This window comes from Sinorhizobium sp. B11, from assembly GCA_039725955.1.
Lineage (GTDB): Bacteria > Pseudomonadota > Alphaproteobacteria > Rhizobiales > Rhizobiaceae > Rhizobium.
Window position 1 is genome coordinate 684,583 of the sequence record CP091034.1, and the last position, 26,237, is coordinate 710,819.

General features: G+C 59.7%; 29 protein-coding genes and 2 tRNA genes. 22 read left to right on the forward strand and 9 right to left on the reverse strand.

The window, feature by feature from the left end; translation table 11 throughout:
• Window positions 1-65: 65 nt before the first annotated feature.
• The 5 genes from LVY75_13115 to LVY75_13135 all read left to right on the forward strand — a co-directional run bounded on the left by LVY75_13115 (window position 66) and on the right by LVY75_13135 (window position 1,925).
• Window positions 66-515, forward strand: a complete 450-nt coding sequence (locus tag LVY75_13115; protein XAZ24157.1) for a phasin — start codon at window positions 66-68, stop codon at window positions 513-515.
• Between the two features lie 131 nt (window positions 516-646).
• Window positions 647-723, forward strand: a tRNA-His gene (locus tag LVY75_13120).
• A 224-nt stretch (window positions 724-947) separates the two neighbouring features.
• On the forward strand, window positions 948-1,187 hold the full coding sequence (locus LVY75_13125; GenBank protein ID XAZ25712.1) for a helix-turn-helix domain-containing protein: 240 nt from the start codon (window positions 948-950) through the stop codon (window positions 1,185-1,187).
• A 111-nt stretch (window positions 1,188-1,298) separates the two neighbouring features.
• The gene (locus tag LVY75_13130) at window positions 1,299-1,736 is read left to right on the forward strand and encodes a DUF4174 domain-containing protein (protein ID XAZ24158.1); all 438 of its coding nucleotides are present in this window, start codon (window positions 1,299-1,301) and stop codon (window positions 1,734-1,736) included.
• Window positions 1,737-1,766: 30 nt separating this feature from the next.
• On the forward strand, window positions 1,767-1,925 hold the full coding sequence (locus tag LVY75_13135) for a hypothetical protein (protein ID XAZ24159.1): 159 nt from the start codon (window positions 1,767-1,769) through the stop codon (window positions 1,923-1,925).
• 13 nt (window positions 1,926-1,938) lie between these two features.
• On the opposite strand, the gene LVY75_13140 is transcribed toward LVY75_13135, so the two are convergent.
• Window positions 1,939-2,820: a LysR family transcriptional regulator gene (locus tag LVY75_13140; GenBank protein XAZ24160.1), complete on the reverse strand. Its 882-nt coding sequence runs from the start codon at window positions 2,818-2,820 to the stop codon at window positions 1,939-1,941.
• The gene (locus LVY75_13145; protein XAZ24161.1) at window positions 2,817-3,131 is read right to left on the reverse strand and encodes an antibiotic biosynthesis monooxygenase; all 315 of its coding nucleotides are present in this window, start codon (window positions 3,129-3,131) and stop codon (window positions 2,817-2,819) included. Before LVY75_13145 ends, LVY75_13140 begins: the two co-directional genes overlap by 4 nt.
• 172 nt (window positions 3,132-3,303) lie before the next feature.
• On the opposite strand from LVY75_13145, the gene LVY75_13150 reads away from it, so the two are divergent.
• The 10 genes from LVY75_13150 (at window position 3,304) to LVY75_13195 (ending at window position 13,864) form a co-directional block, all read left to right on the forward strand.
• Window positions 3,304-4,800 (forward strand): CoA-acylating methylmalonate-semialdehyde dehydrogenase, encoded by a 1,497-nt coding sequence (locus LVY75_13150; GenBank protein ID XAZ24162.1) that lies wholly within the window; start codon window positions 3,304-3,306, stop codon window positions 4,798-4,800.
• Between the two features lie 166 nt (window positions 4,801-4,966).
• Window positions 4,967-6,025, forward strand: a complete 1,059-nt coding sequence (locus LVY75_13155; protein ID XAZ24163.1) for a DUF898 family protein — start codon at window positions 4,967-4,969, stop codon at window positions 6,023-6,025.
• Window positions 6,015-7,070 carry a M48 family metallopeptidase gene (locus LVY75_13160; protein XAZ24164.1) on the forward strand — a complete coding sequence of 352 codons (1,056 nt, stop codon included), beginning with the start codon at window positions 6,015-6,017 and terminating at the stop codon, window positions 7,068-7,070. Before LVY75_13155 ends, LVY75_13160 begins: the two co-directional genes overlap by 11 nt.
• 111 nt (window positions 7,071-7,181) lie before the next feature.
• Window positions 7,182-7,655 carry an iron-responsive transcriptional regulator RirA gene (gene rirA, locus LVY75_13165; GenBank protein XAZ24165.1) on the forward strand — a complete coding sequence of 158 codons (474 nt, stop codon included), beginning with the start codon at window positions 7,182-7,184 and terminating at the stop codon, window positions 7,653-7,655.
• A gap of 349 nt (window positions 7,656-8,004) precedes the next feature.
• Window positions 8,005-9,600: an ABC transporter substrate-binding protein gene (locus tag LVY75_13170; protein ID XAZ24166.1), complete on the forward strand. Its 1,596-nt coding sequence runs from the start codon at window positions 8,005-8,007 to the stop codon at window positions 9,598-9,600.
• An 85-nt stretch (window positions 9,601-9,685) separates the two neighbouring features.
• Window positions 9,686-10,690 carry an ABC transporter permease subunit gene (locus tag LVY75_13175; protein ID XAZ24167.1) on the forward strand — a complete coding sequence of 335 codons (1,005 nt, stop codon included), beginning with the start codon at window positions 9,686-9,688 and terminating at the stop codon, window positions 10,688-10,690.
• Window positions 10,691-10,699: 9 nt separating this feature from the next.
• Window positions 10,700-11,590 (forward strand): ABC transporter permease subunit, encoded by an 891-nt coding sequence (locus LVY75_13180; protein ID XAZ24168.1) that lies wholly within the window; start codon window positions 10,700-10,702, stop codon window positions 11,588-11,590.
• A 1-nt stretch (window position 11,591) separates the two neighbouring features.
• The gene (locus tag LVY75_13185; protein XAZ24169.1) at window positions 11,592-12,443 is read left to right on the forward strand and encodes an ABC transporter ATP-binding protein; all 852 of its coding nucleotides are present in this window, start codon (window positions 11,592-11,594) and stop codon (window positions 12,441-12,443) included.
• Window positions 12,443-13,285: a dipeptide ABC transporter ATP-binding protein gene (locus tag LVY75_13190; GenBank protein XAZ24170.1), complete on the forward strand. Its 843-nt coding sequence runs from the start codon at window positions 12,443-12,445 to the stop codon at window positions 13,283-13,285. Before LVY75_13185 ends, LVY75_13190 begins: the two co-directional genes overlap by 1 nt.
• A 42-nt stretch (window positions 13,286-13,327) precedes the next feature.
• Window positions 13,328-13,864 carry a gluconokinase gene (locus tag LVY75_13195; GenBank protein ID XAZ24171.1) on the forward strand — a complete coding sequence of 179 codons (537 nt, stop codon included), beginning with the start codon at window positions 13,328-13,330 and terminating at the stop codon, window positions 13,862-13,864.
• On the opposite strand, the gene LVY75_13200 is transcribed toward LVY75_13195, so the two are convergent.
• The 3 genes from LVY75_13200 to LVY75_13210 form a co-directional block, all read right to left on the reverse strand.
• Entirely contained in the window at window positions 13,854-15,101 is a 1,248-nt protein-coding gene (locus tag LVY75_13200) for an FAD-binding oxidoreductase (GenBank protein XAZ24172.1), read from the reverse strand. The genes LVY75_13195 and LVY75_13200 overlap by 11 nt on opposite strands.
• A gap of 76 nt (window positions 15,102-15,177) precedes the next feature.
• Window positions 15,178-15,681: a hypothetical protein gene (locus LVY75_13205; protein XAZ24173.1), complete on the reverse strand. Its 504-nt coding sequence runs from the start codon at window positions 15,679-15,681 to the stop codon at window positions 15,178-15,180.
• Window positions 15,678-16,730: a type III polyketide synthase gene (locus LVY75_13210; protein ID XAZ24174.1), complete on the reverse strand. Its 1,053-nt coding sequence runs from the start codon at window positions 16,728-16,730 to the stop codon at window positions 15,678-15,680. Before LVY75_13210 ends, LVY75_13205 begins: the two co-directional genes overlap by 4 nt.
• 174 nt (window positions 16,731-16,904) lie before the next feature.
• On the opposite strand from LVY75_13210, the gene LVY75_13215 reads away from it, so the two are divergent.
• The 3 genes from LVY75_13215 to LVY75_13225 are packed head-to-tail and all read left to right on the forward strand — an operon-like array spanning window position 16,905 to window position 18,888.
• Window positions 16,905-17,441, forward strand: a complete 537-nt coding sequence (locus LVY75_13215; protein ID XAZ24175.1) for a tetratricopeptide repeat protein — start codon at window positions 16,905-16,907, stop codon at window positions 17,439-17,441.
• Between the two features lie 49 nt (window positions 17,442-17,490).
• Window positions 17,491-18,093 carry an RNA polymerase sigma factor gene (locus LVY75_13220; protein ID XAZ24176.1) on the forward strand — a complete coding sequence of 201 codons (603 nt, stop codon included), beginning with the start codon at window positions 17,491-17,493 and terminating at the stop codon, window positions 18,091-18,093.
• On the forward strand, window positions 18,094-18,888 hold the full coding sequence (locus LVY75_13225; protein ID XAZ24177.1) for an anti-sigma factor: 795 nt from the start codon (window positions 18,094-18,096) through the stop codon (window positions 18,886-18,888).
• Between the two features lie 31 nt (window positions 18,889-18,919).
• Here LVY75_13225 and LVY75_13230 read toward each other — a convergent pair whose 3' ends face one another.
• The 3 genes from LVY75_13230 to LVY75_13240 all read right to left on the reverse strand — a co-directional run bounded on the left by LVY75_13230 (window position 18,920) and on the right by LVY75_13240 (window position 20,565).
• A complete protein-coding gene (locus LVY75_13230) occupies window positions 18,920-19,567 on the reverse strand; it encodes a hypothetical protein (protein ID XAZ24178.1) in 648 nt (215 codons plus the stop codon).
• Between the two features lie 232 nt (window positions 19,568-19,799).
• Window positions 19,800-20,357 (reverse strand): hypothetical protein, encoded by a 558-nt coding sequence (locus tag LVY75_13235; protein XAZ24179.1) that lies wholly within the window; start codon window positions 20,355-20,357, stop codon window positions 19,800-19,802.
• Window positions 20,358-20,491: 134 nt separating this feature from the next.
• Window positions 20,492-20,565 (reverse strand) — tRNA-Gln (locus LVY75_13240).
• Between the two features lie 245 nt (window positions 20,566-20,810).
• Between LVY75_13240 and LVY75_13245 the strand changes: the two genes are divergently transcribed.
• From LVY75_13245 to LVY75_13255, 3 genes are read left to right on the forward strand one after another with little or no spacing between them, the layout of a single operon-like run.
• Window positions 20,811-22,364, forward strand: a complete 1,554-nt coding sequence (locus tag LVY75_13245) for a Ppx/GppA family phosphatase (protein ID XAZ24180.1) — start codon at window positions 20,811-20,813, stop codon at window positions 22,362-22,364.
• Between the two features lie 2 nt (window positions 22,365-22,366).
• Entirely contained in the window at window positions 22,367-23,086 is a 720-nt protein-coding gene (locus tag LVY75_13250) for an RlmE family RNA methyltransferase (GenBank protein ID XAZ24181.1), read from the forward strand.
• A gap of 55 nt (window positions 23,087-23,141) precedes the next feature.
• Window positions 23,142-23,540, forward strand: a complete 399-nt coding sequence (locus LVY75_13255; protein XAZ24182.1) for a VOC family protein — start codon at window positions 23,142-23,144, stop codon at window positions 23,538-23,540.
• Here the strand turns inward: LVY75_13255 and LVY75_13260 are convergent.
• Entirely contained in the window at window positions 23,533-24,951 is a 1,419-nt protein-coding gene (locus LVY75_13260) for a DHA2 family efflux MFS transporter permease subunit (protein XAZ24183.1), read from the reverse strand. The genes LVY75_13255 and LVY75_13260 overlap by 8 nt on opposite strands.
• Window positions 24,952-25,204: 253 nt before the next feature.
• On the opposite strand from LVY75_13260, the gene LVY75_13265 reads away from it, so the two are divergent.
• Entirely contained in the window at window positions 25,205-26,197 is a 993-nt protein-coding gene (locus LVY75_13265) for an MBL fold metallo-hydrolase (protein XAZ24184.1), read from the forward strand.
• The last annotated feature ends 40 nt before the right edge of the window (window positions 26,198-26,237 follow it).

Here is a 26,237-nt window from a genome sequence, read left to right on the forward strand (position 1 = left end):
TTATATAAGATCCATCCAATTTATCGCGGGCAGAAGCTTTGCCCATCTTAAAGGAACGCGATCCGATGGCTACCATAAAGACCGATGACGTTTTTTCAATTGCCTCTTTCGACCCGAGCAAGCTGGCTGAGTCCTTCCGCGACTTCGCCGAAAAGGGTGCTCAGCAGTCCAAGGAAGCCTACGCCAAGCTGAAGTCCGCAGGCGAAGAAGCCGGCAAGACCTTGGAAGCAACGGTGCAGACCGCGCAGGCCGGCAGCGTTGAAATCGGCCTCAAGGCGATCGACGCGCTACGCGTCAACGCCGAAAGCTCGCTCTCCCACATGGAAGCGCTTCTCGGCGTCAAGTCCGTCGCCGAATTCTTCGAGCTGCAGACCTCCTTCCTGCGCAAGCAGGCTGAAGTGACCGTCGAGCAGGCGAAGGCGCTGCAGGAAACTACCAAGCAGGTTGCCGAGAAGGTTGCAAAGCCTTCCAAGGAAGCAGCTGAAAAGGCCATGGCATCCTTCAAGGTTGCCTGATCGACAATCGTCATATGCAATAAAGGCTGGACCGCGTGTTTGGCCTTTTTGTATATTGAAGGCAAATCGGGGCTTGAATTAAAGTTCAAGTCCTCGTATGTGACCCCCGTCGCGCCGAGCGCGGCAATTGTGCGGTTGTAGCTCAGTTGGTTAGAGCGCAGGTTTGTGGCACCTGAGGTCGGAGGTTCGAGACCCCCCAACCGTACCATTCTCTCCCATAAGTTGGTATTCCTGTTCGGCAGTGCACGGCATCGGCGCTTTTTGACGTCAAAATGATGCCTCCTCGCATTTTGCTATTGCCGTTAACATTAGTTTACCTATTTATGTGCGGTGCGATGCAGCAATTGCCCAATGTTTTCGTTGCGTCGCGAAATGCTGGCGGCTTGCCGCCTGGGGGTAGGGACAGTCCACCGAGGCATTAAGGAGAATTTGATGTCCATTTCTGTTCAGAATATAGAGGAATCGACCGCTGTTTCCCCGATTGACGTGGCAGCTGCGGTTAAGGGCGCACGCAGTGCGGTTGGCTACAGTATTGAAGACCTCGCAGTGACCTGCGGTCTGGCCAATGGCGAAATCCTCGAAATTGAAAACGGCGAAAGCACCGATCCCGCAAAGCTGAGGCGTATTGCTGCAGCCCTGCAGGTTCCGATTTCTGCGTTTCTGCATATCTGACGTAGCGACGGGGCCGATCAGCATTTTCTGATCGGCCGTCGTCCCTTTTAAAGCAACATGGTTGGAACTCTTGCGGCTCCCGCACCGTTCACCGGTGACGGGAGTATGTGTATGTCCAAGACCCTTCTTTACGGCGCAACGAAGATCGACGAGACCAATGCGGCTTACGCAGCCGTCGCCAGCCTCGAACAGTTCCAGTGGAAGAACCGCGTCTTCGTTGTGATTGCCGACCGGGATAATTCCCGCGCAGCAAGACAGGAAAACCAGTTGCTTGCCGATCGCAATGCGCTCGACGAACGCGATATGGTCGTCCTCATGCTCGTTGGATCGAGCATAAAACCGGTCTTCGGAAGCGGCGACGGGCTGGATGGCGAAGCGCTCCGGAAAGAACTCGGTGCGCCTGACCCGGGTGAATTCGCCGCCTTCCTGCTCGGCAAGGACGGCACGGTGAAGCTGAAAGTCAGCGAGCCGATCACATCATCGGAACTTTTCGCGATCATCGACAGCATGCCGATGCGTGCTGCCGAAGCCGTCAGCCAAGATAAATAACCGGATATTGTAATCGTAAAGGAGCCGGCCATGTCCGTCCCGAACGAACCCAATCCCGACCAACCGCCGATGCCTTCACCGGGCTGGAAACCGGTGCCGCCGATCAAGGAGCCGGAGCCTGACCGGTTGCCGGATGAAACACCGCTTCCCAATCCTGATGAGAACGAGGAACCGGCGAAGCATCTTTGAACCAGAAAAGGCTTCAAAGGAAGATTTGCCTCTCCTCGTCGACGAGTTCCTGCAGGAAGTCGATGACGCTGCGCACGCGCACCAGATCGCGTGCGCTTTCGTGATAGGTCGTCCAATAGGCGCGGCGAATGGAAACCTGCGGCAGGATGCGGACCAGTTCCTCATGTTGCCGGGCGATATAGTCGTGCAGAATGCCAATACCCGCACCGGAGCGCACGGCCTCCGTCTGGCCGATCGCCGTCGAGATCTCGAACCCGGCATCCCAGCTGCGCATCACTTCGCCGGAGAAATTCAGCGAGGCAGTGAAGATCAGGTCTTCGACGTAGCCGATGCGCGGATGGGCTTTCAGGTCATCGATATCGCCGGGCTTTTTGTGTTGCGTCAGATACTCCGCCGATGCGTAGAGCCCAAGCGTGTAATCGGTAAGCTTGGAGGAAACCAGCCGGCCCTGTTCCGGTCGTTCCAGCGTGATGGCGATATCCGCTTCGCGTTGCGACAGCGAAAAGGAGCGCGGCACCGGCACCAGCTGGATCTTCAGTGCCGGATGGCGCTCGATCAGCCTGCCCATGCGTGGCGCAAGAAAAGAAACACCGAAGCCGTCAGGCGCGCCGACGCGCACTGTCCCCGCAATGGCCGTATCGGTGTGGCCGAGATTGGCCTGCGCGGCTAGCATTTCCGTCTCCATCCGTTCTGCCGAGGCAAGAAATATGTCGCCTTCTGCGGTCAACTCGCACCCATTTGTGCGACGGATGAAAAGCCGCGTCATCAACGCCTCTTCCAGCGAGGTCAGCCTGCGCGAGAGTGTGGCGTGATTGAGCCCCAGCCGCTTCGATGCCGCAAGGATTTGTCCGGTGCGGGCGACGGCCAGGAAAATTCGTACATCATCCCAGTTCATGGTTTTGAGCGCATCGCAATCGGATCGACGTCGATGAGCGTCAGCGATGTCACCATGCCTGATGTCTCCTTCTTGTATTTGAGGAAATGCGGCGTCTGCAGATGAGCCTCGTATGCGTCCCGGTCGGCGTAGACCTCAAGGATACGGATTATGTTCGGATGATCCTTGATGGAGACGGCATTCAGAGAAAGGACACCGTCTTCCAGCGCGACTGATGCCTCGATTTCCTCGATCAGCAGCGCCCGGTAGGTTTCGATCGTATCTGGATCGATCTCCAGCTCCGCCATTCTGACAATAGGTTTCTCCCTCATCGGTTCGATCTTCCCTTTGACTTGTTCCTATGTGATGCCAGTTTTGTAGCAGGAGCGCTCACTGCAGTCGTCGAACTATAATATACGCACAACGGTTGCTTATTATAGCGCATTGATTTGTGAAAATTGAAGTGCGATTATTGCGCCATCCAGAAGATCAGGAGGAATACCCATGCGTGAGATTGGTCATTTCATTGGCGGCAAGAAGGTTGCCGGCACCAGCGGCCGCACCAGCGACGTCTTCAATCCAGCGACCGGCGAAGTGCAGGCAAAGGTGGCGCTCGCAAGCGTCGAGGAACTGCGCGCCGCCGTTGCAAACGCTAAGGCCGCGCAGCCGAAATGGGCTGCCACCAACCCGCAGCGTCGTGCACGCGTCTTCTTCAAGTTCGTCGATCTCCTGAACCAGCACATGGATGAGCTTGCGACGCTGCTCTCCAGCGAGCACGGCAAGACGGTCGAGGATTCCAAAGGCGATGTGATCCGCGGCCTCGAAGTCTGTGAATTCGTCTGCGGCATCCCGCATCTTGCCAAGGGTGAGTTCACCGAAGGTGCCGGTCCTGCGATCGACATGTATTCGATCCGCCAGCCGGTCGGCATTGGCGCGGGCATCACGCCCTTCAACTTTCCGGGCATGATCCCGATGTGGATGTTTGCTCCGGCGATCGCCTGCGGCAATGCCTTCATCCTGAAGCCCTCCGAGCGCGATCCCTCTCTGCCGATCCGCCTTGCCGAACTGATGATCGAGGCTGGTCTGCCGGCTGGCATCCTCAACGTGGTCAACGGCGACAAGACTGCCGTTGATGCGATCCTCACTGATCCCGATATTGGTGCCGTCTCTTTCGTCGGCTCCACGCCGATCGCCCGTTATGTCTATGGAACGGCTGCATCGAACGGCAAGCGCGCCCAGTGCTTCGGCGGTGCCAAGAACCACATGATCATCATGCCCGATGCCGATATGGACCAGGCAGTCAACGCCCTGATGGGCGCCGGCTACGGTTCGGCCGGCGAGCGCTGCATGGCCGTCTCCGTTGCCGTCCCGGTCGGTGAGGAAACCGCCAACCGCCTCGTTGAAAAGCTGGTGCCGAAGATCGAGTCTCTGCGCATCGGCCCTTACACCGACGACAAGGCCGATATGGGTCCCGTCATCACCAAGGATGCCTATAACCGCATCCAGGGCCTGATCAGCAAGGGCATCGAAGAAGGCGCCAAGCTCGTCGTCGACGGCCGCGATTTCAAGCTTCAGGGTTATGAAGACGGCTATTTTGTCGGCGGCTGCCTGTTCGACCACGTCACGCCTGAGATGGACATCTACAAGACCGAGATCTTCGGACCGGTCCTTTCGGTCGTCCGCGCTCATAACTATGAAGAAGCGCTGTCCCTGCCGATGAAGCATGAATACGGCAACGGCGTTGCGATCTACACGCGTGACGGCGATGCGGCCCGCGACTTCGCCTCCCGCATCAATATTGGCATGATCGGCATCAACGTTCCGATCCCGGTGCCGCTCGCCTACCATTCCTTCGGCGGCTGGAAGGCTTCGAGCTTCGGCGACCTCAACCAGCATGGTACGGATTCCATCAAGTTCTGGACCCGGACCAAGACTATCACCGCGCGCTGGCCCTCGGGTATCAAGGGCGACGCCGAATTCGTCATGCCGACGATGAAGTGACGCGAAAGCCACAGAGATTTGCAATTGGAGGGCTGGAAGGCCCTCTTTTTGTTCGATTACTGGTTGTTAATTCCGTGAAGTTTTGCTTCTCAAGCTATGAACACGCGCATCGTCCCACGGCTGATTCCGTGGCGCAGCTGCAAATGTCGGGTTTGGGGGAAACATCATGGACTTTGGAACGGCGAAGCCCGCCGTAAATTCATTTGAACGCGCGAAATTTACCGGTAGTGCATCGGAATATTTTGGCATCTGGATCGTCAACATCCTTCTGACAGTCGTCACGCTTGGCATCTATTCGGCCTGGGCGAAGGTTCGCCGTAACCGGTATTTTTATGGAAATACCGTCCTGCTCGGCAGCAGCTTCGAATATCACGCCACCGGCAAACAGATTTTCATCGGTCGACTGATTGTTTTTGGCGTGGTCATCGTTCTCAATATTCTGGCGAGCCTTCATCCTCTCTTCGGATTCGTCACGCTGGTCCTCGCGCTGATCGCAATGCCGTGGTTGGTTATGCGCGGCATCCGCTTTAACGCGCGGGTGACGAGCTATCGCAATGTCAGATTTGATTTCGTCGGTACGGTTGGCGGTGCGTTTGTCGCTGTCATGGTCGGCGGTTTTTTGGCCGCTATCTCGTTTGGTCTGCTGGCACCTTTCGCCAGCCGGTGGCTGAACCGTTATGTGTTCAACAATCTTCGCTATGGTGATCGCAAGTTCCTTGTCGATCCACGTATTGGATTGCTCTATCTCGCGCTTATCATCCCGGCGATCATCACGATCATTGGTATCGCAATTCTGGGAGTCCTGATAGCTGGAGCAATTGCGACCCAGTCCTCCGGTGATCTGCCTGGGGCCGTGTTGATCGGTTCGATCTATTCCGTCACATTCGGCGTCCTTATAGCCTACGCGCTTGCCGGTATCGTTTACCGCGCGGCTGTCCATAACATCGTATGGTCGTCGATGGTGATCGATGGTCGTCACCGGCTGAGGAGCGATCTGTCGCGTGGCCGTTACGCCTGGATCACATTGTCGAACCTGCTGGTGACGATCTGCACCTTTGGTCTGATGCGCCCTTGGGCGGCTGTGCGTCTGACCCGTTATGTCGTGGAACACACCGCAATTGCCGTCGATGGCGATATCGGTGATGTCGTCACTGCGGTTCAGCAGAGCGGAGGCGCGATCGGCGCGGAATATATGAGCATGGAAGGCTTCGATTTTGGCTTCTGACCGCGAAGTCATCGCCAGCGGAGAGTGGTATCCGCCAGGGTCGAGCGGTCGCGTCATCGCGACCCTCGTCTTCCGCGCGGATGGCATTTCCGCGGTCTCTGCTGATGGAAACCAGCTTTCCAAAGGTGCGCTCTCGAGCCTGTCGATCAGCGCAAGAGTGGGGGACATTCCGCGCCGGATCAACTTCTCGGATGGCTCGCTCTTCGAAACGACTGACAATGCGGCCATCGACACATTTGTGAAGAAGAACGGGCGTCGACATGCCGACTGGGTTCACCGGCTCGAACAATTCCATCCGCGCATCTTCGCTTTTGCGGCAATCGTCGTGCTTCTTGCCATCGGTATCTATCGCTATGCGTTGCCGCTTTTGGTTGAGATTGCCGTTCTGGTGACGCCGCCTGTCGTGCCACAGATGATGTCGTCGGGCACGCTCAGCACGCTTGATACGACCGTCCTGTCGAAAAGCGAGGTGCCACAGGAGCGCCAGACAGAAATTACCGCACGCTTCGCACGCATTGCCGGCGAGACGAAGGAGGGGGCTGCGGCCTACACTCTGAATTTCCGTGATGGCGGTGCAATCGGTCCGAATGCCTTCGCGCTTCCTGATGGCAACATCGTCATCACCGATCAGTTGATCCAACTCGCCGACGGCGATGACGAAATGATTTCGGGCGTTCTTGCCCATGAGATCGGTCATGTCGAATACAAGCACAGCCTTCGGCAGCTTTATCGCGCCGCTGGCATGGCCGCTCTCGTGATGTTGATCGCAGGCGATGTGGGCTCTGGTGTCGAAGATATCCTGACCCAAGGCGGCGGTCTGTTGGCGCTCTCCTACTCACGCAGCGCTGAACGACAGGCGGATCAACGTTCGGTCGAGTTGATGCGGGCAGGCGGCATGGACCCTCTTGCGATCGCCCGGTTTTTTGAAAAACTGGAAGATAAGTTTGAAGATCACTCCGGAACAAGCATGCTATCGACCCACCCCGGAACACCCGAGCGCCGGCAGGCTATCCTCGACTATGCCAGAAGCCTCGAAGTCCGGTAAGCCAGCGGCAATCGGCCTCAGTTAAGCTGAATGTGAATTTCATATTTTGGAATTGTTCAAAACTGCGAATGCCACTATATACCCCTTGCAAAGACGATTCAGGAGATTGGCATGCGGTTGACGAAGCAGACCAACTATGCGGTTCGCATGTTGATGTATTGTGCAGCCAATGAAGGACAGTTGAGCCGGATCCCGGAGATTGCCAGGGCATATGGTGTTTCCGAACTCTTCCTGTTCAAGATCCTGCAGCCTCTCAACAAGGCGGGCCTGGTCGAAACCGTGCGCGGCCGCAACGGCGGCGTGCGCCTTGGCAGGCCGGCGACTGATATCAGCCTTTTCGATGTCGTGAAGGTCACCGAAGACAGTTTCGCCATGGCGGAATGCTTTGAGGATGGTGCCATCGAATGCCCTCTGGTGGACAGTTGCGGCCTCAACTCTGCGCTGCGCAAGGCGCTGAATGCTTTCTTCGACGTGTTGACCGAATATTCGATTGACGATCTGGTCAAGGCGCGGCCGCAGATCGGTTTTCTGCTTGGCCTCACCGGTGATCTGCGCAAACCGGCTGTTCCGGCACCAGCTGCCTGATATCAGAATTATTCCGATTGCCTCATGAACCACGGTCGCTTTCGATGGCCGTGGTTTTTTGTTGGCGCTCACGGAGTAGTGATATATCAGGTCAGCTTGAAACCGCTTTCAAAGCCGTTTCGCGACGCGAAATTATACCAAAAGCGACGGGAATCGGATGAAATCTGCCTCAATCTTGCAAATTTTGGCCTATTTTTGACCGAAAATTTCTAAAATTACTTTTCTGGAAAAATTTTCTGCGGATGCCGTTGCTTTCAGCAAATAAATATCGTTCCATCGGCCCGTTGATCGGGGTAATGAGCTCCCGATCTCTAAAGATCAAAAAAGAACAAACCTGGGAAACGACATCATGAAAAAGTTCTCTGTCCTGCTCACAGCGACAGCCCTGGCTTCGGTCATGGCCACCGCCGCGTATTCCAAGACGCTTGTCTACTGCTCCGAAGGATCGCCGGAAGGCTTCGATCCGAGCCTCTACACGGCGGGCACGACCTTTGACGCGTCTTCGCGCACGGTTTACAGCCGCCTCGTTGAATTCAAGCACGGTGGTACGGAGATCGAGCCTGGCGTCGCCGACAGCTGGACGGTTTCCCCGGATGGCAAGGAATATACGTTCAAGCTGCATCCTGGCGTGAAGTTCCAGACGACCGATTTCTTCACCCCGTCGCGTGATCTGACCGCTGACGACATCGTCTTCTCCTTCGAGCGCCAGATCAAGTCCGACAATCCGTGGAACAAGTATGTCGAAGGCGGTTCCTACGAATACGCTGCCGGCATGGGCTTCCCCGACCTCATCAAGTCGGTCGAGAAGGTTGACGACCTGACGGTCAAGTTCACGCTGAACCATCCGGAAGCGCCGTTCCTGGCCGACCTCGCGATGGACTTCGCTTCCATCGTTTCCAAGGAATATGCCGACAAGCTTGCTGCTGACGGCAAGATGGCCCAGTTCAACCAGCAGCCGGTCGGCACGGGCGCCTTCACCTTCGTCGCCTATCAGCCGGATGCCGTTATCCGCTACAAGGCCAACGAAGCCTATTTCAAGGGCAAGGAAAAGATCGACGATCTCGTTTTCGCGATCACCCCCGACGCTGCTGTTCGCGCCCAGAAGCTCAAGGCCGGCGAATGCCACCTGATCCCGTATCCGAACGCAGCCGACGTTGCCGAGCTGAAGAAGGACACGAACCTGACGGTTATGGAACAGCCGGGCCTGAACGTCGGCTTCCTCGCCTACAACACCCAGCAGGCTCCGTTCGACAAGCCGGAAGTTCGCCGCGCGCTGAACATGGCGATCAACAAGCAGGCGATCATCGACGCCGTTTTCCAGGGCGCAGCCCAGGTTGCCAAGAACCCGATCCCGCCGACCATGTGGTCCTATAACGACAAGGTCGAGGACGACAAGTACGATCCGGACGGTGCCAAGAAGGCTCTCGAAGCCGCTGGCGTCAAGGATCTGTCGATGAAGATCTGGGCAATGCCGGTTTCGCGTCCGTACATGCTGAACGCTCGCCGCGCCGCCGAACTGATGCAGGCCGACTTTGCCAAGATCGGCGTCAACGTCGAGATCGTCACCCATGAATGGGCTGAATATCTGAAGCTCTCCTCCGATGTGAAGCGCGATGGCGCCGTCATCCTCGGTTGGACCGGCGACAACGGCGACCCGGACAACTTCATGGACACGCTGCTCGGCTGCGACGCTGTCGGCGGCAACAACCGCGCTCAGTGGTGCAACAAGGACTACGACGCTCTGATGACCAAGGCCAAGCAGACGGCTGACGTTGCTGAGCGTACGAAGCTCTACGAAGAAGCACAGGTGATCTTCAAGAAGGAAGCTCCCTGGGCAGCACTCGACCACTCGCTGGTTTTCGTACCGGTCAGCAAGAAGGTGTCGGGCTTCTTCATGGACCCGCTCGGCATTCACCGCTTCGACGGCGTTGATATCGCCGAATAAGAAAAATGATAAACTGCCCGGCAAAACCGGGCTTGACCGGCGGTCAGGTTCCACCTGACCGCCGGAAACTATTGGACAACCTGCTATGTTGCGATTTTTCATCGGGCGCCTCGCAGTCCTGATACCGACCTTCCTAGGCGTTTCGCTCATTGCCTTCTCGTTCATCCGCCTGCTTCCTGGCGACCCCGTCATGCTATTGTCGGGCGAACGTGTCATGGCACCTGAACGTCACGCACAGATCATGCACGATCTCGGTTTCGACCGGCCCATGTATGCGCAGTATTTCGACTATCTCGGAAAAGTGCTGCATGGCGATCTCGGCACCTCGATCGTCACCAAGCGCCCTGTACTCGGCGAGTTCTTCACGCTTTTCCCGGCAACGCTCGAGCTGTCGCTCTGCGCCATCCTGGTGGCTGTCCTTCTCGGCGTGCCGGCGGGTGTCTTTGCGGCCGTCAAACGCGGCACATGGTTCGACCAGGGTGTAATGGGTGTTGCCCTCATCGGCTATTCGATGCCGATCTTCTGGTGGGGCCTGCTGCTCATCATCTTCTTCTCCGGCTATCTGGGCTGGACGCCGGTCTCCGGCCGCATCTCGCTGATGTATTTCTTCAAGCCGGTCACCGGTTTCATGTTGATCGACAGTCTTCTGTCCGGCCAGAAGGGCGCCTTCGCCTCGGCCGTCAGCTATCTCATTCTGCCGACCGTGGTGCTTGCCACGATCCCACTTGCGGTGATCGCCCGCCAGACCCGCTCGGCCATGCTCGAAGTGCTCGGCGAGGATTATGTGCGCACGGCCCGCTCCAAGGGTCTCGCGCCGCTCCGTGTCGTCGGTGTTCATGCACTCAGAAACGCCATGATCCCTGTTATCACCACGATCGGCCTGCAGGTTGGCGTGCTGCTCGCAGGCGCCATTCTGACCGAAACGATCTTCTCCTGGCCGGGTATCGGCAAGTGGATGGTCGATGCTGTCTTCAAACGCGACTATGCAGTCGTCCAGGGTGGTCTCCTCTTGATCGCCGGCATCATCATGCTGGTGAACCTGATCGTCGACCTGGCCTACGGCTTCATCAATCCGCGTATCAGGCACTAGGAGCGGTTCATGAGCACGGTTACTGCAAAATCCGACCAGCCCTCCGGCCTCACGGAATTCTGGTATTACTTCTCGCGAAACAAGGGCGCCGTCATCGGTCTCTTCGTTTTCCTCATCATCCTTCTGCTGGCGATCTTCGCACCGCTCGTCTCCCCGCATGCGCCGAACGAGCAGAACCGCCAGCTCCTGCTCTCCGTCCCTTTCTGGATGGATGGCGGCAGCTTCTCCTATCCGCTCGGCACGGATGCCGTCGGCCGCGATATCCTGTCGCGTCTGATCTTCGGCGCACGCTTCTCGTTGTTCATCGGCGTCGTGGTCGTGACGCTGTCGGTGGTTGCTGGCGTTCTGATCGGCCTCGTTGCCGGTTATTTCCGTGGTCGCGTCGATATCGTCATCATGCGCCTCATGGATATCATCCTGGCCTTCCCGTCGCTGCTTCTGGCCCTCGTGCTCGTTGCGGTTCTCGGGCCTGGCCTGCTCAATGCCATGATCGCTATCTCGATCGTCAACCAGCCGCATTTCGTGCGCCTGACGCGCGCTGCCGTCATGGCCGAGCGTGAAAAGGAATATGTGGTCGCCTCCCGCGTCGCAGGCGCCGGTACGTTCCGGCTGATGTTCAAGACGATCCTGCCGAACTGCCTGGGACCGCTGATCGTCCAGGCGACGCTTGCCTTCTCCGCGGCGATCCTCGATGCCGCCGCCCTTGGCTTCCTTGGGCAGGGCGCCCAGCCGCCGACACCCGAATGGGGCACGATGCTTGCCGAAGCCCGCGAGTTCATTTCGCGCGCCTGGTGGGTCGTAACATTTCCGGGTCTTGCCATCCTGATCACCGTTATCGCCATCAACCTGATGGGCGATGGCCTGCGTGATGCGCTTGATCCCAAGATGAAGAGGTCCTGAGATGGCGCTTCTCGAAATCGAAAATCTCGTCGTCGAATTCCAGACCTCGACCGGGCCTTTCCGCGCCGTCGACGGCGTCTCGCTGAAGGTCGATGCCGGCGAAGTTCTGGCGATCGTCGGCGAATCCGGCTCGGGCAAGTCCGTCTCGATGCTGGCTGCCATGGGCCTTCTGCCCTGGACGGCAAAGGTGACGGCCGACAAGATGCTCTTTGACGGCCAGAACCTGCTCGGCATGTCCGGCGCCAAGCGGCGCGAGATCATCGGCAAGGATATGTCGATGATCTTCCAGGAGCCGATCGCCAGCCTCAATCCCTGCTTCACGGTCGGCTTCCAGATCGAGGAAGTGCTGAGAATCCATCTCGGCCTCGACAAGGCGGCCCGCCGCAAGCGCGCGATCGAGCTTTTCCAGGCCGTCGGCATTCCCGATCCGGAAGAGCGGCTCGGCCATTTCCCGCACCAGATGTCGGGCGGCCAGTGCCAGCGTGTCATGATCGCCATTGCGATCGCCTGCAACCCGAAGCTTCTGATCGCCGACGAGCCGACCACTGCGCTCGACGTGACCATCCAGAAGCAGATCCTCGATCTGCTGATGCGCCTGCAGACGGAACATCGCATGGGCCTGATAATGATCACCCACAATATGGGCGTGGTTGCCGAAACGGCCGACCGGGTGATCGTTCAGTACAAGGGCCGCAAGATGGAAGAGGCCGATGTTCTCTCGCTCTTCGAATCCCCGAAGAGCGATTACACGCGGGCCCTGCTTGCAGCACTTCCCGACAATGCGACGGGCGACCGGCTGCCGACCATCGGCGAACTTTTCAATCCGAACAACACTGTGGAGGGAGCGGCCTGATGACGCCAGTCCTCGAAGCAAAGAACATCGTTCGCGACTATTACCTGCCAGGCGGCATGTTCAAGAAGGCGAGAACGGTCCATGCCGTCAAGGGCGTGAGCTTCTCCGTCGAGCAGGGCAAGACGCTGGCAATCGTCGGCGAAAGTGGTTGCGGCAAGTCGACGCTCGCCCGTATCGTCACGATGATCGACCCGGCAACCTCGGGCGATCTCATGATCGACGGCAAGAAGGTCGATATCTTCAAGGGCGACCTGACGCCGGAAATCCGCCGCAAGGTCCAGATCGTCTTCCAGAATCCCTACGGATCGCTGAACCCGCGCAAGAAGATCGGCGATATCCTGATGGAACCGCTGCTCATCAACACCAATACGCCGGCGGCCGAACGCCGCGACCTGGCGATGGCGATGCTGAAGAAGGTCGGCCTGCAGGACGTCCACTTCAATCGTTATCCGCACATGTTCTCGGGCGGCCAGCGCCAGCGTATCGCGATTGCCCGCGCACTGATGCTGAAGCCGCGGCTATTGGTTCTCGACGAACCGGTTTCCGCACTCGACCTGTCGGTGCAGGCACAGGTGCTGAACCTGCTCGCCGACTTGCAGGACGAGCTGAACCTCACCTATGTCTTCATCAGCCATGACCTTTCGGTCGTGCGCTACATGGCGGACGAAGTGATGGTGATGTATTTCGGCGAGGCGGTCGAATACGGCACGCGGGATCAGGTGTTCAGCGACCCGCAGCACAACTATACCAAGACCTTGTTTGCAGCGACGCCGCGCGCGGATGTCGAAACGATCAGGGCGCGTCTTGCACGCAAGAATGCTGCGTTGCCTGCGGCTTCATAAACCCGTAGGCATTCCACGCAGCAACGATGAGCGAGATCAGCGATGACCGAGAATAGCGGAACCCTCCATGCAGTCATCGTCATGGGGGTCAGTGGTTCCGGCAAATCCTCGATCGGCGAAAAGATAGCGGCAGGCCTCGGCCTGCCGTTCGTCGAAGGCGACGCGCTGCATCCCGCTTCCAATGTCGAGAAAATGTCGAAGGGTATTCCGCTGACCGATGAGGACCGGATGCCATGGCTCGACCGTATCGGCGAGACGATGAACGCGTCGCTTGCCAAGGGCGAAGGCATCATCGTCTCCTGCTCTGCGCTGAAGCGTATCTACCGCGACCGTTTGCGGGCGGCAGCTGGCGACAACCTTTATTTCGTCTATCTCGAAGGCTCGAAAGAACTGCTGACGGATCGTATGGTGCACCGCAAGGGCCACTTCATGCCGACGTCGCTGCTGGAAAGCCAGCTGCAGACACTGGAAGTGCCGACAGGCGAAAAGGGTGTCGTGACCGTCGATATCGACGATACGATCGACGATATCGCGGCGAATGCGCTCAAGGCTCTCGCCGCTCTTGGCGTTACGGGTTGAAACGATCAGGCGAATAGGCCGAGATGTCGATGAACGGCTTTTCGCCGGTCATCAGTTCCGCCAGCACCCGTCCAGTCACAGGCCCGAGCGTCAGCCCGTGATGGGCGTGGCCGAAGGCAAACCATAGGCCCTGATGGCGCGGTGCCTTGCCGATGATGGGCATCATATCCGGCGTGCAGGGGCGGGCTCCCATCCAGGGTTCCGGATCCAGTCTTTCACCCAACGGGAATATCGTTCGCGCCACCGCTTCGGCGCGGTCGAGCTGCACCGGCGTTTTCGGTGCCTCCAGCGTTGCGAATTCGGCCCCGGTCGTCAGGCGCACGCCACGGTTCATCGGGGCCAGGAAGTAGCCGCGCTCAGAATCGAGCGTCCAGTTGTTGAGCACAGCATTGCCCTGCACACCGTAGTGCATGTGATAGCCGCGCTTGACGCCGAGCGGGAAGGAATAGCCGAGACGGCGCGTTGCGACGGCTGCCCAGGGACCGAGCGCCAGTACGGCATCATCGGCCTCCAGCGAGCCCTCTGACGTCATGATCTTCCAGCCGGATCCGACCGGCCCGAGCGATGCCGCATCGCCGGTCAGGAACCGGCCGCCGAGGCTTTCGAAGTAACTGCGATAGGCGCGTGTCAGCGCATGCGGATCGAGAACCGACCAGGGATCGACCCAGCGCAAACCGCCAACGAAATTCCCGGTGATGCTCGGCTCCAGCCGGGCAATATCGGCAGATGTCAGGCTCTCGTAGCTGACGCCGAACTGATCCTTCCAGCCCGCAGCTTCCACGAAGGCCTCATCGCGCTTGGCCTCGGTGCGGAAGATCTTCATCCAGCCGTCCCTGCGGATCAGAGCCTCGGCATGCGACGCCTCGATCAGGTCCTTGTGCTCGATGATCGAATTCTCGATCAGCGGCGCATAGGCCTTGGTAATCATCTCGTGCCGCTTCGGATTGGAGTTCCACCAGTAGCGGGCGAGGAAGGCGAGCTGGCTCGGCAGTGCCTTGAGGTGATAATGCGCATCGATGCGGTTGTTCAGCGCATAGCGCAGCAGCAGCCCGAGCTGCTGGGGAAAACCGTAGGGCATGACCCCTTCACGCTGGATCAGGCCGGCATTGCCGAAGGAGGTTTCGTGACCCGGCTCCCTGCGGTCGATGAGCGTCACCTGCCGACCGCGGCGTTGAAGATGAATGGCCGTCGAAACCCCGACAATACCAGCGCCGAGCACGATTGCGTTTTTGGTCATTTTCGCCTGCATTCCACTGCATTTTGAGAGCTAAAATGCCCATCTCGATGCGGCGGCGCAAACGAAAAATCGCATTTCATTTCAAAATCATTGCGCTTTTCAGTGCGGCATTTTCAGCCCTGATGCGCACCGTCAGGATGGCGGCATTAAGGAGTGAAAAGACCAGCGCATAAAACGGCATGCCGAAGGCAAGAGGCAGGGCTGCGATCTCGCCTGTCACGATCATGTAGTTCGGGTGTTTGAAGAAGCGGTAGGGGCCGCCTTCGACGAGCGGGGCGCCAGGCAGGATGATGATGCGCGTCGTCCAGCGCTCCCGGAGCGTCGCCAGCACCCATAGCCGCAACACCTGCAGCAGCATGAAAACACAGAACCAGAAGAGCTGGATCGGCTGTCCCGCCGCCAGCATCCAGAGCCCGACGAGCCAGCCCGTATGGAGCGCCACCATATAGGGGTAATGGTCAGGCGCGATCTCGCGCGCTCCCCTTGCAAAGAGTGCCATCGTGTTGCGGCGCGCTATGACGAGTTCGGCGAGCCTCTGGGCGGTCACGAAGGTCAGGAGAGCGATGGAAGGCCACATCATGCGACCCTCCGCAATGTTACGCAGCTTGCTGTAAATCCCGGCCCCATGGCGATCATCGCCGCCCGGTCAGGCAGGCCTTTGTTGATAGCGCGCTCCAGAACGAAGAGCACTGTCGGCGAGGACATGTTGCCGTAATCTGCAAGCACCGAACGCTCGATGTCGAGCGTATCGGGCGCCATCGAAAGCGTGCTCTCCATCGCAGTCAGCACCTTGGTGCCGCCGGGGTGACAGATGAAACGGTCGATATCGCCGCGCTTTAGCCCGCTGCGCGCCAGAATGCCATCGATTGCCGGGCCGAGTTCCTTTTCTGCGAAAGGCGGTAGTCCCTGCGCCAGCAGGATGCCGAGTCCGGTGTCGTCGATCTTCCAGCCCATGATATCGAGCGTATCGGGAAACAGGTGATCGCCGGCCGATTCCACTTCCGCCACGCCGCCTTCGCCCGATCGCAGCACGCAGGCTGCAGCCCCATCGCCGAAAAGCGCTGTTGCGATGATGTTCGGTTTGGTCAGTTCGTCCAGACGGAAGGCGAGCGTGCAAAGCTCGATGGCGACGAAGAGCACGACGGCACCCGGGCGGCTGCGCGCCAGCCGCGAGGCGATGCCGAAACCGGAAACGCCGGCAGCGCAGCCGAGACCGAAGACGGGCACGCGCTCGATATCCGCGCGAAACCCGAGCCGGCCGGCGAGCCGCGCATCGAGGCTGGGCGTAGTAATGCCAGTGGAGGAGACCGTCACCACGCAATCGACCTGATCGACGGTTAGCCCGGCCTGATCAAGCGCGCGCTTTGCCGTTGCAACGAACAGCGCGCCGGCGACCTCTTCATAGGCTTCCATCCTGTCTTGCCAGCCATGCGTCTCTTCGAACCAGGAGAGGGGGCGGGCGGCATGACGCTTTGCGATGCCGGCATTCTCGAAGACGCGCGCGAGGTGACGGAATTCCTTGAAGCGGTCGGCAAACAGGCGGGCTGAGGCCTCGGCAGCCTGGCTCTGCGGGATGATATGGTCTGGAACTGCGGTGACAAGACTTAAGAGTCTAACGGATTGCGACACAATATTCTCCTTGGTCGTTCCCGGCGGAACAAGCGGAAAACACGCCGGCTGGCGAGTTTATTCGACTTGATGCATTTCACGAAGCAGTGATCCGAAAAATTCTGGAGACGGCCGAATAAAGTTACTGGCAGCGGTGTTCACTCCTCGCAACGTCATTTTCCGAGGAGTTATCCCATGACGACCAAGACTGTCCGCATTGCTTCCCTCGTGCTCGGCAGCTGCATTGCCGCTTCTGTCTTCTCCGGCCCCGTCTTCGCGATCGGAGACGACAGCAGCACCATGCCGGTCTGCAAGAAGGGCGAGATCTACGACAAGAAGGCAAAGAAATGCGTCAAGCAGCAGAGCGCCAATGTAACGGACGACAACCGTACCGATTACGCCTACTCGCTCGCCAAGGCCGGCCGCTATGAAGAAGCGCTCGCCATGCTCGACACGGTCCAGGACAAGAACAACGCCGAATGGCTGAACTATCGCGGTTATGCCACCCGCAAGCTCGGCCGCACGGACGAGGGCATCTCCTACTATCTGCAGTCGGTGAAGCTCGATCCCCAATACGCCAAGGTCCGCGAATATCTCGGCGAAGCCTATGTCATCAAGGGTGAGCTCGACCTCGCCAAGGAGCAACTGACGACAATCAAGGCGATCTGCGGCACCGGATGCGAGGAGTATCAGGACCTCAACGCTGCCATCATCGATCCGTCGAAGATCTGAGCTTGCGCGAGGCAGGAGAGAGGCAAGGTTGATTGAAGGGTATTTCCGGATGTCGGTCGCACATACCACATTTCCTGCCTATAGTCGCGCCAGAACAGAATCGCCGGTCCGACCGGCGGTTCTGAAACAGCCAGTCAGCGCGGAGGCGACCATCGCGAGCGAAGCGGATATCAGGAGCGGCCTGGCGGAACATCTCGACCGTCTGTGGCGCTATGGTTTCGTCCTTTCGCATCAGCGCGACGTGGCTGACGATCTCGTGCAGGCAACCTGTGTTCGCGCACTGGAGCGGGTCGATCAGTTCGTAGCAGGCACAAGGCTCGACCGCTGGCTGTTTTCGATCCTGCATTCGATCTGGCTGAATGAAATCCGCGCCCGTCGCGTGCGCCAGGGTCAAGGGTTCGTCGATGCAGACGAGGCGCTCACCTTTGACGGCGCCCGCGACACCGAAACGCATGTCATGGCGAACCAGGTTTTGAAACAGGTGAACGCGCTGCCCGAGGCGCAGCGTTCGGCGGTTTTCCTCGCCTATGTGGAAGGGCTTTCCTACCGCGAGGTCGCCGCCATACTCGATGTTCCGATCGGCACCGTGATGAGCCGGCTGGCAGCTGCCCGCGCGAAGCTCTCCGAGGCCGTACCGGCAGGGGGGATTTGAATGAACACGAAGCACTCAATGCCCTCCGACGAGGAACTGACCGCCTTCATCGACGGTGAACTTGGGCCTGAAGAAGCTGCCCGCATCGAGGCCATGGTCGAGAAAGACGAGGCTGTCGTCGAACGGCTGGAATTCCTGGCGCGGGCAAGCCTGCCTTACAAGCAAGCCTTTGCGCCGCTGCTCGATGCCGCTCCGCGGGCAAGGCTCGTAGCCATGTTATCAGCCATTCCCGCCGCCCGACCTGCAAGGCCGGCTGCCTTCGTGAGCCGTCGAGGCTTTCTCGGCGCGCTTGCCGCGTCGGTCGTTGCCGGCGTCGCCGTCGACCGCGCCATGATCGGTGTCGGAGCAAGTTTCTCGCGCAAGGATGAAAACAGCGAATGGCGCGCCGTCGTTGCCGAATATATCTCGCTCTATACGCCTCAGACGCTCGCCGGTCCCGTTCCGGCCAGAGATGTGCAGGCAGCGCAGCTCGCCAGCCTGGACGGCAACCTCGGCTTGCAACTCTCGCCGGAGCAGGTCGCCCTGCCGGACATCGATTTCAAGCGCGCCCAGATCCTGCAATATGATGGCAAGCCGCTCGCCCAGATCGCCTATCTGGATCCCGAGACCGGCCCAATGGCGCTCTGCATCGTCGCCTCCGACGGCGGCCCGAAGGCCCCCGATATCGAAGGCCGCAAGGGCATGAATGTCGTCTATTGGGCGAACGCCACCCATGCCTTCATGCTCATTGGCCACGCACCTGTCGACCGCATGACCGAGATCGCCGATGCGGTACGGAGCAAGATCTCCGTCTGACGAGCAGCTGACGGCTTCTGGCCGTCATCCGTCAATTCGCCGTGCTGGCAAGCAGAAGATTTGCCCGTGATGCGCCGCCATCCGATTCCGGCGGCTGAGCGTTGACCTCGATGACACCAGAGGTTTTCGGCTTCAGGGTCGGTCGCGGCGCCTTGGCGGGCAAGGGTGCGCCCGTTGCCTTGCCGGCCGAGCAATTTCCGGACGTGCTGCTCTCGACATGCGGTTTGCCGTCAGCGCCGCCGAAGTAACGGACGCTGCGGGTGCAGACGCCGTTGCCGGACATCGTCGAAACCATCGAATAGCCCTGCATGCCGGCCGGCAGCCCATTGAGGTCGACATCAGTCTGATTGCCCGGCGATGTCCGCATCATGCTGTCTGCCTGTTGCATCATCGCGGCAGCCTGGTGGTCCATGGCCGCGGATATTCGGTCCAGATCGGCAAAGGGAGCGGAAGGCCAGAAGGGATCGAAAAGGCCCGAATCCGGCTCACTGTCGAACCGGATTTGCGGCGGTCGGTCACCGGCGTAACGAATGCGCTCGAGCGAACCATCGGGTAATCGCACGACGAGGACATGGGTATCGGGTGATTTGTGATCGAGGCTCTCGGCCACAGCCGGGCCGGTAAGTGCGGCGGCGATTGCCGCGGCGCTCATGAGAAATGCGATACGAAGCCTTTGCATAAGGGCCTCCTGAGATGGGAAGAACACCAATCTAACTGTCCGCACGAACGAAATGCGGCGGGCACGACCGTGAGGATCATTGTGGCGCAGGCCGAATTTGTGGCGCGCTGCTGCGGCGTGGCGACGCAGAACGCGGGCATCGAAAGCATATCGCGCAAAAGTGTTCGGCAGTTTTGCGGGGGAGATGAGGAGGTAAAGCCTGGCAAGCGAATCCGAGTGATCGCAACCCGCTCTAGAACGGCTGGGTCTTGTCCGAAACCTGGCTGGCCCGATTGACCGGGACGAGGCGGTTCAGGCAGTTGACATAGGTCGTATACATCTGTTGCAACCGCGAGAAAGGCACCACCCAAGGCTCTTCATTTCCGGCAAAATCCAGCTCCATATCCGGCGTGCCGACAAAGGAATTCTTCAGGACCTTCTTGATCTGCGCTACGCCCGTCTTCTCGGTTGCCGGCAGGATGCGAAGCGTTTTGCTGTCGAAGGCTTCGGCCGCAATAGCCTTGGTGCCGGAATAGCCGATGAGCGTCACCTTGGTCGTCGTGCCCTCGGGAATATCCCAGCCATCCTTCGAAACCAGCCACATGGCATTATCGAGGCTCTGGCGGAATTCGACCGTCTTGCCGAGTTCGTTGTTCCAGACCAGCCGGCAATAAGATGGTTTCTCACCGACGAACCCGACCGACCACTGCCGCGCCTCGCCCATCCATTCTGTCTCGCTCTGGGCCGTCTCGCTTCGGGCGGTGACCGGAAGGAGAAGTGCCGCCAGCAATATCGCAGAAAAGGTCTTCATGGCTCGAATCGTCTCCAGGGAGCTGGGGTGATTCTAGCGGCGGAAGGTTGAGGTTTTGCTACTGCGGTTGGCGCAAGATTGGGCGCAGAAAAGATATGAACTGAAGATCGCAGAGTTTAGCGGGAGAGAAAATTTGGCTGGGGAACCTGGACTCGAACCAAGATTAACGGAGTCAGAGTCCGTCGTTCTACCATTGAACTATTCCCCAGCAGCGCTGCCGAAGCATGGCTTGGCTGCTGTGCGGCGCTTATAACCAAAACGACGCCGAATGCAAATACCCGTTTTGAAAAAATTCGATCCCTCCACGGCGGGTGAAAATCAGGTGGTTAAAATCCGGAATCAAAAAGAATTTGGTGATTTCGCCACTCGCTGATATCTTCGCGCCAACGCAAAAATCGAATGAGCGCCTGCTGCATACCTTTCTGGACTTGCGCGGCGCGATGGAAAACGAACGTGGAAGACCCCGAAGGCGGCTTGAAGCCGCAATTTGACGGGGCGTCGGCGGAAGGGCGCAAGGACGGCAAAAAGTCCAGGCGTCGCAAGGGCAAGCGTGGCGGGCAATCCCGCGGCGCCGCTCATCCCGCTTCGCATGATCTCTCCGGCCACGCCGGGGAGGCAGCGCGCCCGAAGGAAGACGCCGAAAGCCCGGCCCGCAAGCGGAAACGCCGTCGTCGTGGTGGGCGTGGCGCATCCCAATCCGATACTGTTGTCCAGCCGCAGCCTGTGGTTCAGGTGGTCAGTCAAGGCCATGGTCCGCGGCCGGATGGTGATTCGTCCTCCAGCCGGCGTAACCGACGCAAGCATCGCAGCAAGCGCGGCCTGCAGGGTAGGCCGCTCGCTCCCGTGCAGCCGACGCCGTCCGCAAGGTCTGAACATCGCGCTGAAGCGCCGTCGCGTCCTCTGCCGCGCGAGGTGCACGATGGTGAAGCGGCGATTCGCAGGGGCCGTCAGCCAGGTCATGAAGAGGCGCGGGCAGGGGGTGAACATCCCTGGCCGGACGAGCTCTATGCCGCGCTCGATCTCGGCACCAACAATTGCCGCCTGCTGATCGCCCAGCCGACGCGCCCCGGCCAGTTCCGCGTCGTGGATGCCTTTTCCCGTATCGTGCGCCTTGGCGAAGGGCTTGCCGCCAGCGGCAGGCTGTCCGACGAGGCGATGGAAAGGGCCGTCGATGCGCTCAGAATCTGCGCCTCCAAGCTCCGGAACCGCGAGATCCGCCGTATGCGGCTGATTGCGACCGAGGCCTGCCGCCAGGCGGCCAACGGCGAGGAATTCCTGCAGCGCGTTGTAGTCGAGACCGGACTGGAGCTCGAGATCATCGATCGCGAAACCGAGGCGCGGCTTGCCGTTTCCGGCTGCTCCTCTCTGGTCGGCCGCGAGACGCGCTCCGTCGTCCTCTTTGATATCGGCGGCGGTTCCTCGGAAATTGCCGTTATCCGCATCGGCGATAACCGCTTCGCCCGCCTTGCCAATCACATCACCCACTGGACCTCGCTGCCCGTCGGCGTCGTCACCCTCTCGGAACGGCACGGTGGCCGGGATGTGACGCCCGATGTTTTCGAGGGCATGGTGAGCGAGGTTGCGGGCATGCTGTCGAGTTTCGATTGCCCCGAGATCGAGATTGCCGAAGATGGCGATTTCCATCTGATTGGCACCTCAGGCACAGTGACGACGCTTGCCGGCGTGCATCTCGACCTGCCGCGTTACGACCGCCGCAAGGTCGATGGCATATGGCTGTCGGATGATGAGGTTTCCGCCATGCAGGCGAAGCTTCTCTCCTGGAATTTCGAAAGCCGCGCCGCCAATCCTTGCATAGGGCCGGATCGCGCCGATCTGGTGCTTGCCGGCTGCGCCATCCTGGAGGCGATCCGCCGCCGTTGGCCGAGCCCGCGCATGCGTGTTGCCGATCGCGGCTTGAGGGAAGGCCTGCTCACCGACATGATGGCGGATGACGGCGTCTGGCGGCGCCATCGCAACCGCCGCGGCCAGCGGGGAAACAAGGGGTAGGCATGACCAAGCCAACGATTGCGGGAAGCCGCACCGGCCGCAAGCTCGGCCAACGCGTTAAGAAGAAGAAGCTCAAGGCCTCCTCACGCCAGTGGCTGGAGCGCCATATCAACGATCCCTATGTGCAGCGCGCCCAGCTGGAAGGCTATCGCGCCCGCGCGGCCTTCAAGCTGCTGGAGATCGATGAGAAATACAACATCCTGAAGGGCGCAAGGCGCATCATCGACCTCGGGGCCGCTCCCGGCAGTTGGTCGCAGATCGCCGCAAAAGTGACCGGATCGACGGATGAGGATATCCGCGTCGCCGCAATCGACTTTCTGGAAATGACGCAGCTTCCCGGCGTCACGGTACTGCAGCTCGACTTCCTTGATCCGACGGCCCCGGAAAAGCTGATGGAAGCCGTTGGCGGTACGCCGGATCTGGTGCTCTCTGACATGGCGGCACCCACGACCGGCCATCACCGCACCGATCACCTGCGCACCATGCACCTTTGTGAGGTCGCAGCGCACTTTGCCGTCGAGGTGCTGGGGGAGGGCGGGCACTTCCTCGCCAAGACCTTCCAAGGCGGCACCGAGCGAGATCTGCTCGCCATGCTGAAGCAGCATTTCCGCCAGGTCGTGCACGTCAAACCTGCGTCATCTCGTGCCGAATCGGTCGAGATGTTCCTGCTGGCGAAGGGTTTCAAAGGCCGCAAGGCCGAGGCGGAGCCTGAGGACGCTTGATCATTGCGCCAGTCCTGCGGATGATGATTTCCCAGGACTGGATACTATCGATCCCATGCTTCTCTACGTTACATTCGGCACCAACGATCTCGATCGCGCGCGGCATTTCTATGATGCCGTTCTGCCGGCGCTCGGCTACCGGCGCCAGCGCAATTCGGAGGAGGAAATCGGCTATGCCGCCGATGGCGACACGCGCTGCCGCTTCTGGGTGGTAACTCCCTTCAACCGGCGCCGCGCGACGAACGGCAACGGATCCATGGTGGCTTTCGAGGCGGAGACGCGAGCGGCGGTGGATGCTTTCCATGCGGCGGCAATGGCCACTGGCGCTATCGACGAAGGTAAGCCGGGGCTGCGCTCTTATCATGCGCATTTCTACGCGGCCTATGTCCGGGATCTCGACGGCAACAAGCTGTGCGCCGTCTGTGAAAAAGCCGAAGAACCGCCCTTTATTTGACGGCCTGTTCGGCGTTGATCGTCGGCGGCACGCGCTTGGCGCGGTGGCCGGAAACGGAAGCCCCCGCGTCCTTCGCCATGCGGGCAAAGGGGATGGTTGCGATGACGGTCAGGCCGGCGATGACAAAGAAGGCGATGTGGAAATCGATGACCTGCAGTTCGGCGCCGCGGAAATAGATCGAGGTTTCCAGGATCGAGGCGGCGAGGGCAACGCCGAGCGCCAGGCTGATCTGCTGCATCACCGAGGCCATGGATGTCGCCTGGCTCGCCTGCGCATCGTCGATATCCGCAAAGGCCAGCGCATTGACACCGGTAAACATGAAGGAACGGGAAAAGCCGCCGACCAGCAGCACGCCGATGATGACGAGATGCGGTGTCTCCGGCGTGAAGAGGCCGGTTACGGCCGTCACGACCGTGGTGACGGCGCCGGCGCACAGAAGCGTGGTGCGGAAGCCGATAGCCTTGTAGACGCGGCGCGCGATGAACTTCGTCGTTATGGCGCCGATCGCGCCGGCAAATGTGATAAGGCCCGATTGAAAGGGCGTCAGGCCAAATCCGAGCTGCAGCATTAGCGGCGTCAGAAACGGCATGGCGCCGACGCAGATGCGAAACAGAGTTCCGCCGCTCGTCGAGGCGCGGAAGGTCGAATTCTTGAACAGCTTGAGGTCAAGGATCGGCGTCGGATAGCGCCGGGCATGGCGCACATAGAGCACGCCGCAGATGATGCCGATTGCCGTGGCCGAGATGCCGATGATCGGCGGCAGGGCCGGAAGGCTGACGACCGACAGGCCAAAGACGACGCCGGCGGCCGCAAGGCTGGTCAGGATGAAGCCGTTGAAATCGAGCTTCGGCGGAGCCGTCGCTTCTATTTCCGGCAGGAAGATCGTCGCCAGCCATACGCCGATGACGCCGACAGGTACGTTGATCAGGAAGATCCAGTGCCAGCTGAAATAGGTGGTGATGAAGCCGCCGAGCGGCGGGCCGGCAAGCGGACCGACAAGGGCCGGGATCGTCAACAGCGCCATGGCCGAGACCAGTTCGCTCTTCTGCGTCGTCCGCACCAGCACGAGGCGTCCGACAGGCGTCATCATCGCGCCTCCCATGCCCTGCAGGAAGCGTGCGATGACGAATTCGACGAGGCTCGAAGAGAAGGCGCAGAAGATCGAGCCGACGACGAAGACGCAGATCGCCAGCCGGAAGATTTTCTTGGCGCCGAAGCGATCCGCCATCCAGCCGCTGATCGGAATGAACACCGCAAGCGCCACCATGTAGGAGGTGAGCGCCAGTTTCAGGGTAATTGGTCCGACATGAAGATCGGCCGCAATCGCCGGCAAGGCCGTTGCGATGACTGTCGAGTCCATCTGTTCCATGAAGAGGGCAACGGCGAGGATCAGGGGGACGATGCGGTTCATAGGCGAATGCCTTGATGGCTGCGGATGGGGCTTGGGAGGCCCGTGCTGTGTAGTCCCAGATAGGGGCTCTGCCAATCCCTCAATCGATCCCGGTGACACGTTTGGATCACGACTGCGTGAGACGACTTGCTCGACACTTTCATCTCTCAAGATTGACATATGCTTACCCGGCCGGAGCAAGAAATCTCGCTGGAACGGCAGGATATATCGGGGGTCGTGCGGCGACGCACCGCACAGTATGGAGGATGGATATATGACGACATCTGATGGAATAAAGCGGCGCACGCTTTTTGCCGCAGGCCTTGGTCTGCTGGCCGCGCCGGTCATCTTGAGAGTAACGGCCCAGGCGGCCGCAACTGGAGAAACAGGCAATATGGAAGTCACCCCGCAGCCGCAGATCAATCAGTTCAAGCTCGGCTCAATCAAGTTCACTGCCGTCCGCGATGGTTTCAATGTCATTGAAAAGCCGAATGAAACCTTCGGTTCCAATCAGGATCCGCAGGCCGTTCAGGCGCTTCTCGCCGCCAATTTCCTGCCGACCGACAAGTTCGTAAACAGCTATGCGCCTGTGGTCGTTGATACGGGTTCCGATGTCATCGTCGTCGATACCGGCTTTGGGGCCGGCGGTCGCGAGCGGGGCATGGGCCAGTTCAGCGCCGGCCTTAAGGCCGCCGGCTATTCGCCTGACGACGTCACGGTCGTGGCGCTGACGCATCTCCATGGAGACCATATCGGCGGCCTCATGGAAAATGGCGCACCCGCCTACAAGAATGCCCGCTATGTTATCGGCCAGGCCGAATATGATTTCTGGTCGGACAAGGCGCGTGAAGGCACGCCGGCGGAGGGCGGTCACAAGGCGGTGCTTGCGAATGTCGTGCCGCTCGCCGAAAAGGCGACCTTCGTCAAGGAAGGCGACACCATCGCGCCTGGCCTGACCGCGATGCTCGCGACAGGCCACACACCCGGCCACATGATCTTCCACGTCGAATCCGACGGCAAACGGCTGATCATGACGGGTGACACGGCAAACCACTACATCCTGTCGCTGCAGCGTCCGGACTGGGAAGTGCGTTTCGACATGGACAAGGCTCAGGCGGCCGCGACCCGCAAGAAGGTGTTCGACATGATCGCCAGCGACAAGATCGCCTTCCTCGGCTATCACATGCCGTTCCCGGCGGTCGGTTTCGTGGAGAAACAGGAGACCGGTTACCGCTTCGTGCCGAAGACCTATCAGTTCGACATCTGAGGTCGCGCAAAAGTGCGTCGCGGTTTTGCGAGAACGACAT

What these genes read in the sequence shown, in the direction of transcription:
- LVY75_13265 (XAZ24184.1), top strand. Translation starts at nt 25,205, where the DNA reads ATGACGACATCTGATGGAATAAAGCGGCGCACGCTTTTTGCCGCAGGC.
- LVY75_13125 (XAZ25712.1), top strand. Translation starts at nt 948, where the DNA reads ATGTCCATTTCTGTTCAGAATATAGAGGAATCGACCGCTGTTTCCCCG.
- LVY75_13260 (XAZ24183.1), bottom strand. Translation starts at nt 24,951, where the DNA reads ATGAACCGCATCGTCCCCCTGATCCTCGCCGTTGCCCTCTTCATGGAA.
- LVY75_13170 (XAZ24166.1), top strand. Translation starts at nt 8,005, where the DNA reads ATGAAAAAGTTCTCTGTCCTGCTCACAGCGACAGCCCTGGCTTCGGTC.
- LVY75_13215 (XAZ24175.1), top strand. Translation starts at nt 16,905, where the DNA reads ATGACGACCAAGACTGTCCGCATTGCTTCCCTCGTGCTCGGCAGCTGC.
- LVY75_13255 (XAZ24182.1), top strand. Translation starts at nt 23,142, where the DNA reads ATGCTTCTCTACGTTACATTCGGCACCAACGATCTCGATCGCGCGCGG.
- LVY75_13205 (XAZ24173.1), bottom strand. Translation starts at nt 15,681, where the DNA reads ATGATGTGGCCTTCCATCGCTCTCCTGACCTTCGTGACCGCCCAGAGG.
- LVY75_13145 (XAZ24161.1), bottom strand. Translation starts at nt 3,131, where the DNA reads ATGAGGGAGAAACCTATTGTCAGAATGGCGGAGCTGGAGATCGATCCA.
- LVY75_13220 (XAZ24176.1), top strand. Translation starts at nt 17,491, where the DNA reads ATGTCGGTCGCACATACCACATTTCCTGCCTATAGTCGCGCCAGAACA.
- LVY75_13200 (XAZ24172.1), bottom strand. Translation starts at nt 15,101, where the DNA reads ATGACCAAAAACGCAATCGTGCTCGGCGCTGGTATTGTCGGGGTTTCG.
- LVY75_13230 (XAZ24178.1), bottom strand. Translation starts at nt 19,567, where the DNA reads ATGCAAAGGCTTCGTATCGCATTTCTCATGAGCGCCGCGGCAATCGCC.
- LVY75_13140 (XAZ24160.1), bottom strand. Translation starts at nt 2,820, where the DNA reads ATGAACTGGGATGATGTACGAATTTTCCTGGCCGTCGCCCGCACCGGA.
- LVY75_13250 (XAZ24181.1), top strand. Translation starts at nt 22,367, where the DNA reads ATGACCAAGCCAACGATTGCGGGAAGCCGCACCGGCCGCAAGCTCGGC.
- LVY75_13135 (XAZ24159.1), top strand. Translation starts at nt 1,767, where the DNA reads ATGTCCGTCCCGAACGAACCCAATCCCGACCAACCGCCGATGCCTTCA.
- LVY75_13180 (XAZ24168.1), top strand. Translation starts at nt 10,700, where the DNA reads ATGAGCACGGTTACTGCAAAATCCGACCAGCCCTCCGGCCTCACGGAA.
- LVY75_13195 (XAZ24171.1), top strand. Translation starts at nt 13,328, where the DNA reads ATGACCGAGAATAGCGGAACCCTCCATGCAGTCATCGTCATGGGGGTC.
- LVY75_13130 (XAZ24158.1), top strand. Translation starts at nt 1,299, where the DNA reads ATGTCCAAGACCCTTCTTTACGGCGCAACGAAGATCGACGAGACCAAT.
- LVY75_13235 (XAZ24179.1), bottom strand. Translation starts at nt 20,357, where the DNA reads ATGAAGACCTTTTCTGCGATATTGCTGGCGGCACTTCTCCTTCCGGTC.
- LVY75_13175 (XAZ24167.1), top strand. Translation starts at nt 9,686, where the DNA reads ATGTTGCGATTTTTCATCGGGCGCCTCGCAGTCCTGATACCGACCTTC.
- LVY75_13155 (XAZ24163.1), top strand. Translation starts at nt 4,967, where the DNA reads ATGGACTTTGGAACGGCGAAGCCCGCCGTAAATTCATTTGAACGCGCG.
- rirA (XAZ24165.1), top strand. Translation starts at nt 7,182, where the DNA reads ATGCGGTTGACGAAGCAGACCAACTATGCGGTTCGCATGTTGATGTAT.
- LVY75_13150 (XAZ24162.1), top strand. Translation starts at nt 3,304, where the DNA reads ATGCGTGAGATTGGTCATTTCATTGGCGGCAAGAAGGTTGCCGGCACC.
- LVY75_13190 (XAZ24170.1), top strand. Translation starts at nt 12,443, where the DNA reads ATGACGCCAGTCCTCGAAGCAAAGAACATCGTTCGCGACTATTACCTG.
- LVY75_13225 (XAZ24177.1), top strand. Translation starts at nt 18,094, where the DNA reads ATGAACACGAAGCACTCAATGCCCTCCGACGAGGAACTGACCGCCTTC.
- LVY75_13115 (XAZ24157.1), top strand. Translation starts at nt 66, where the DNA reads ATGGCTACCATAAAGACCGATGACGTTTTTTCAATTGCCTCTTTCGAC.
- LVY75_13185 (XAZ24169.1), top strand. Translation starts at nt 11,592, where the DNA reads ATGGCGCTTCTCGAAATCGAAAATCTCGTCGTCGAATTCCAGACCTCG.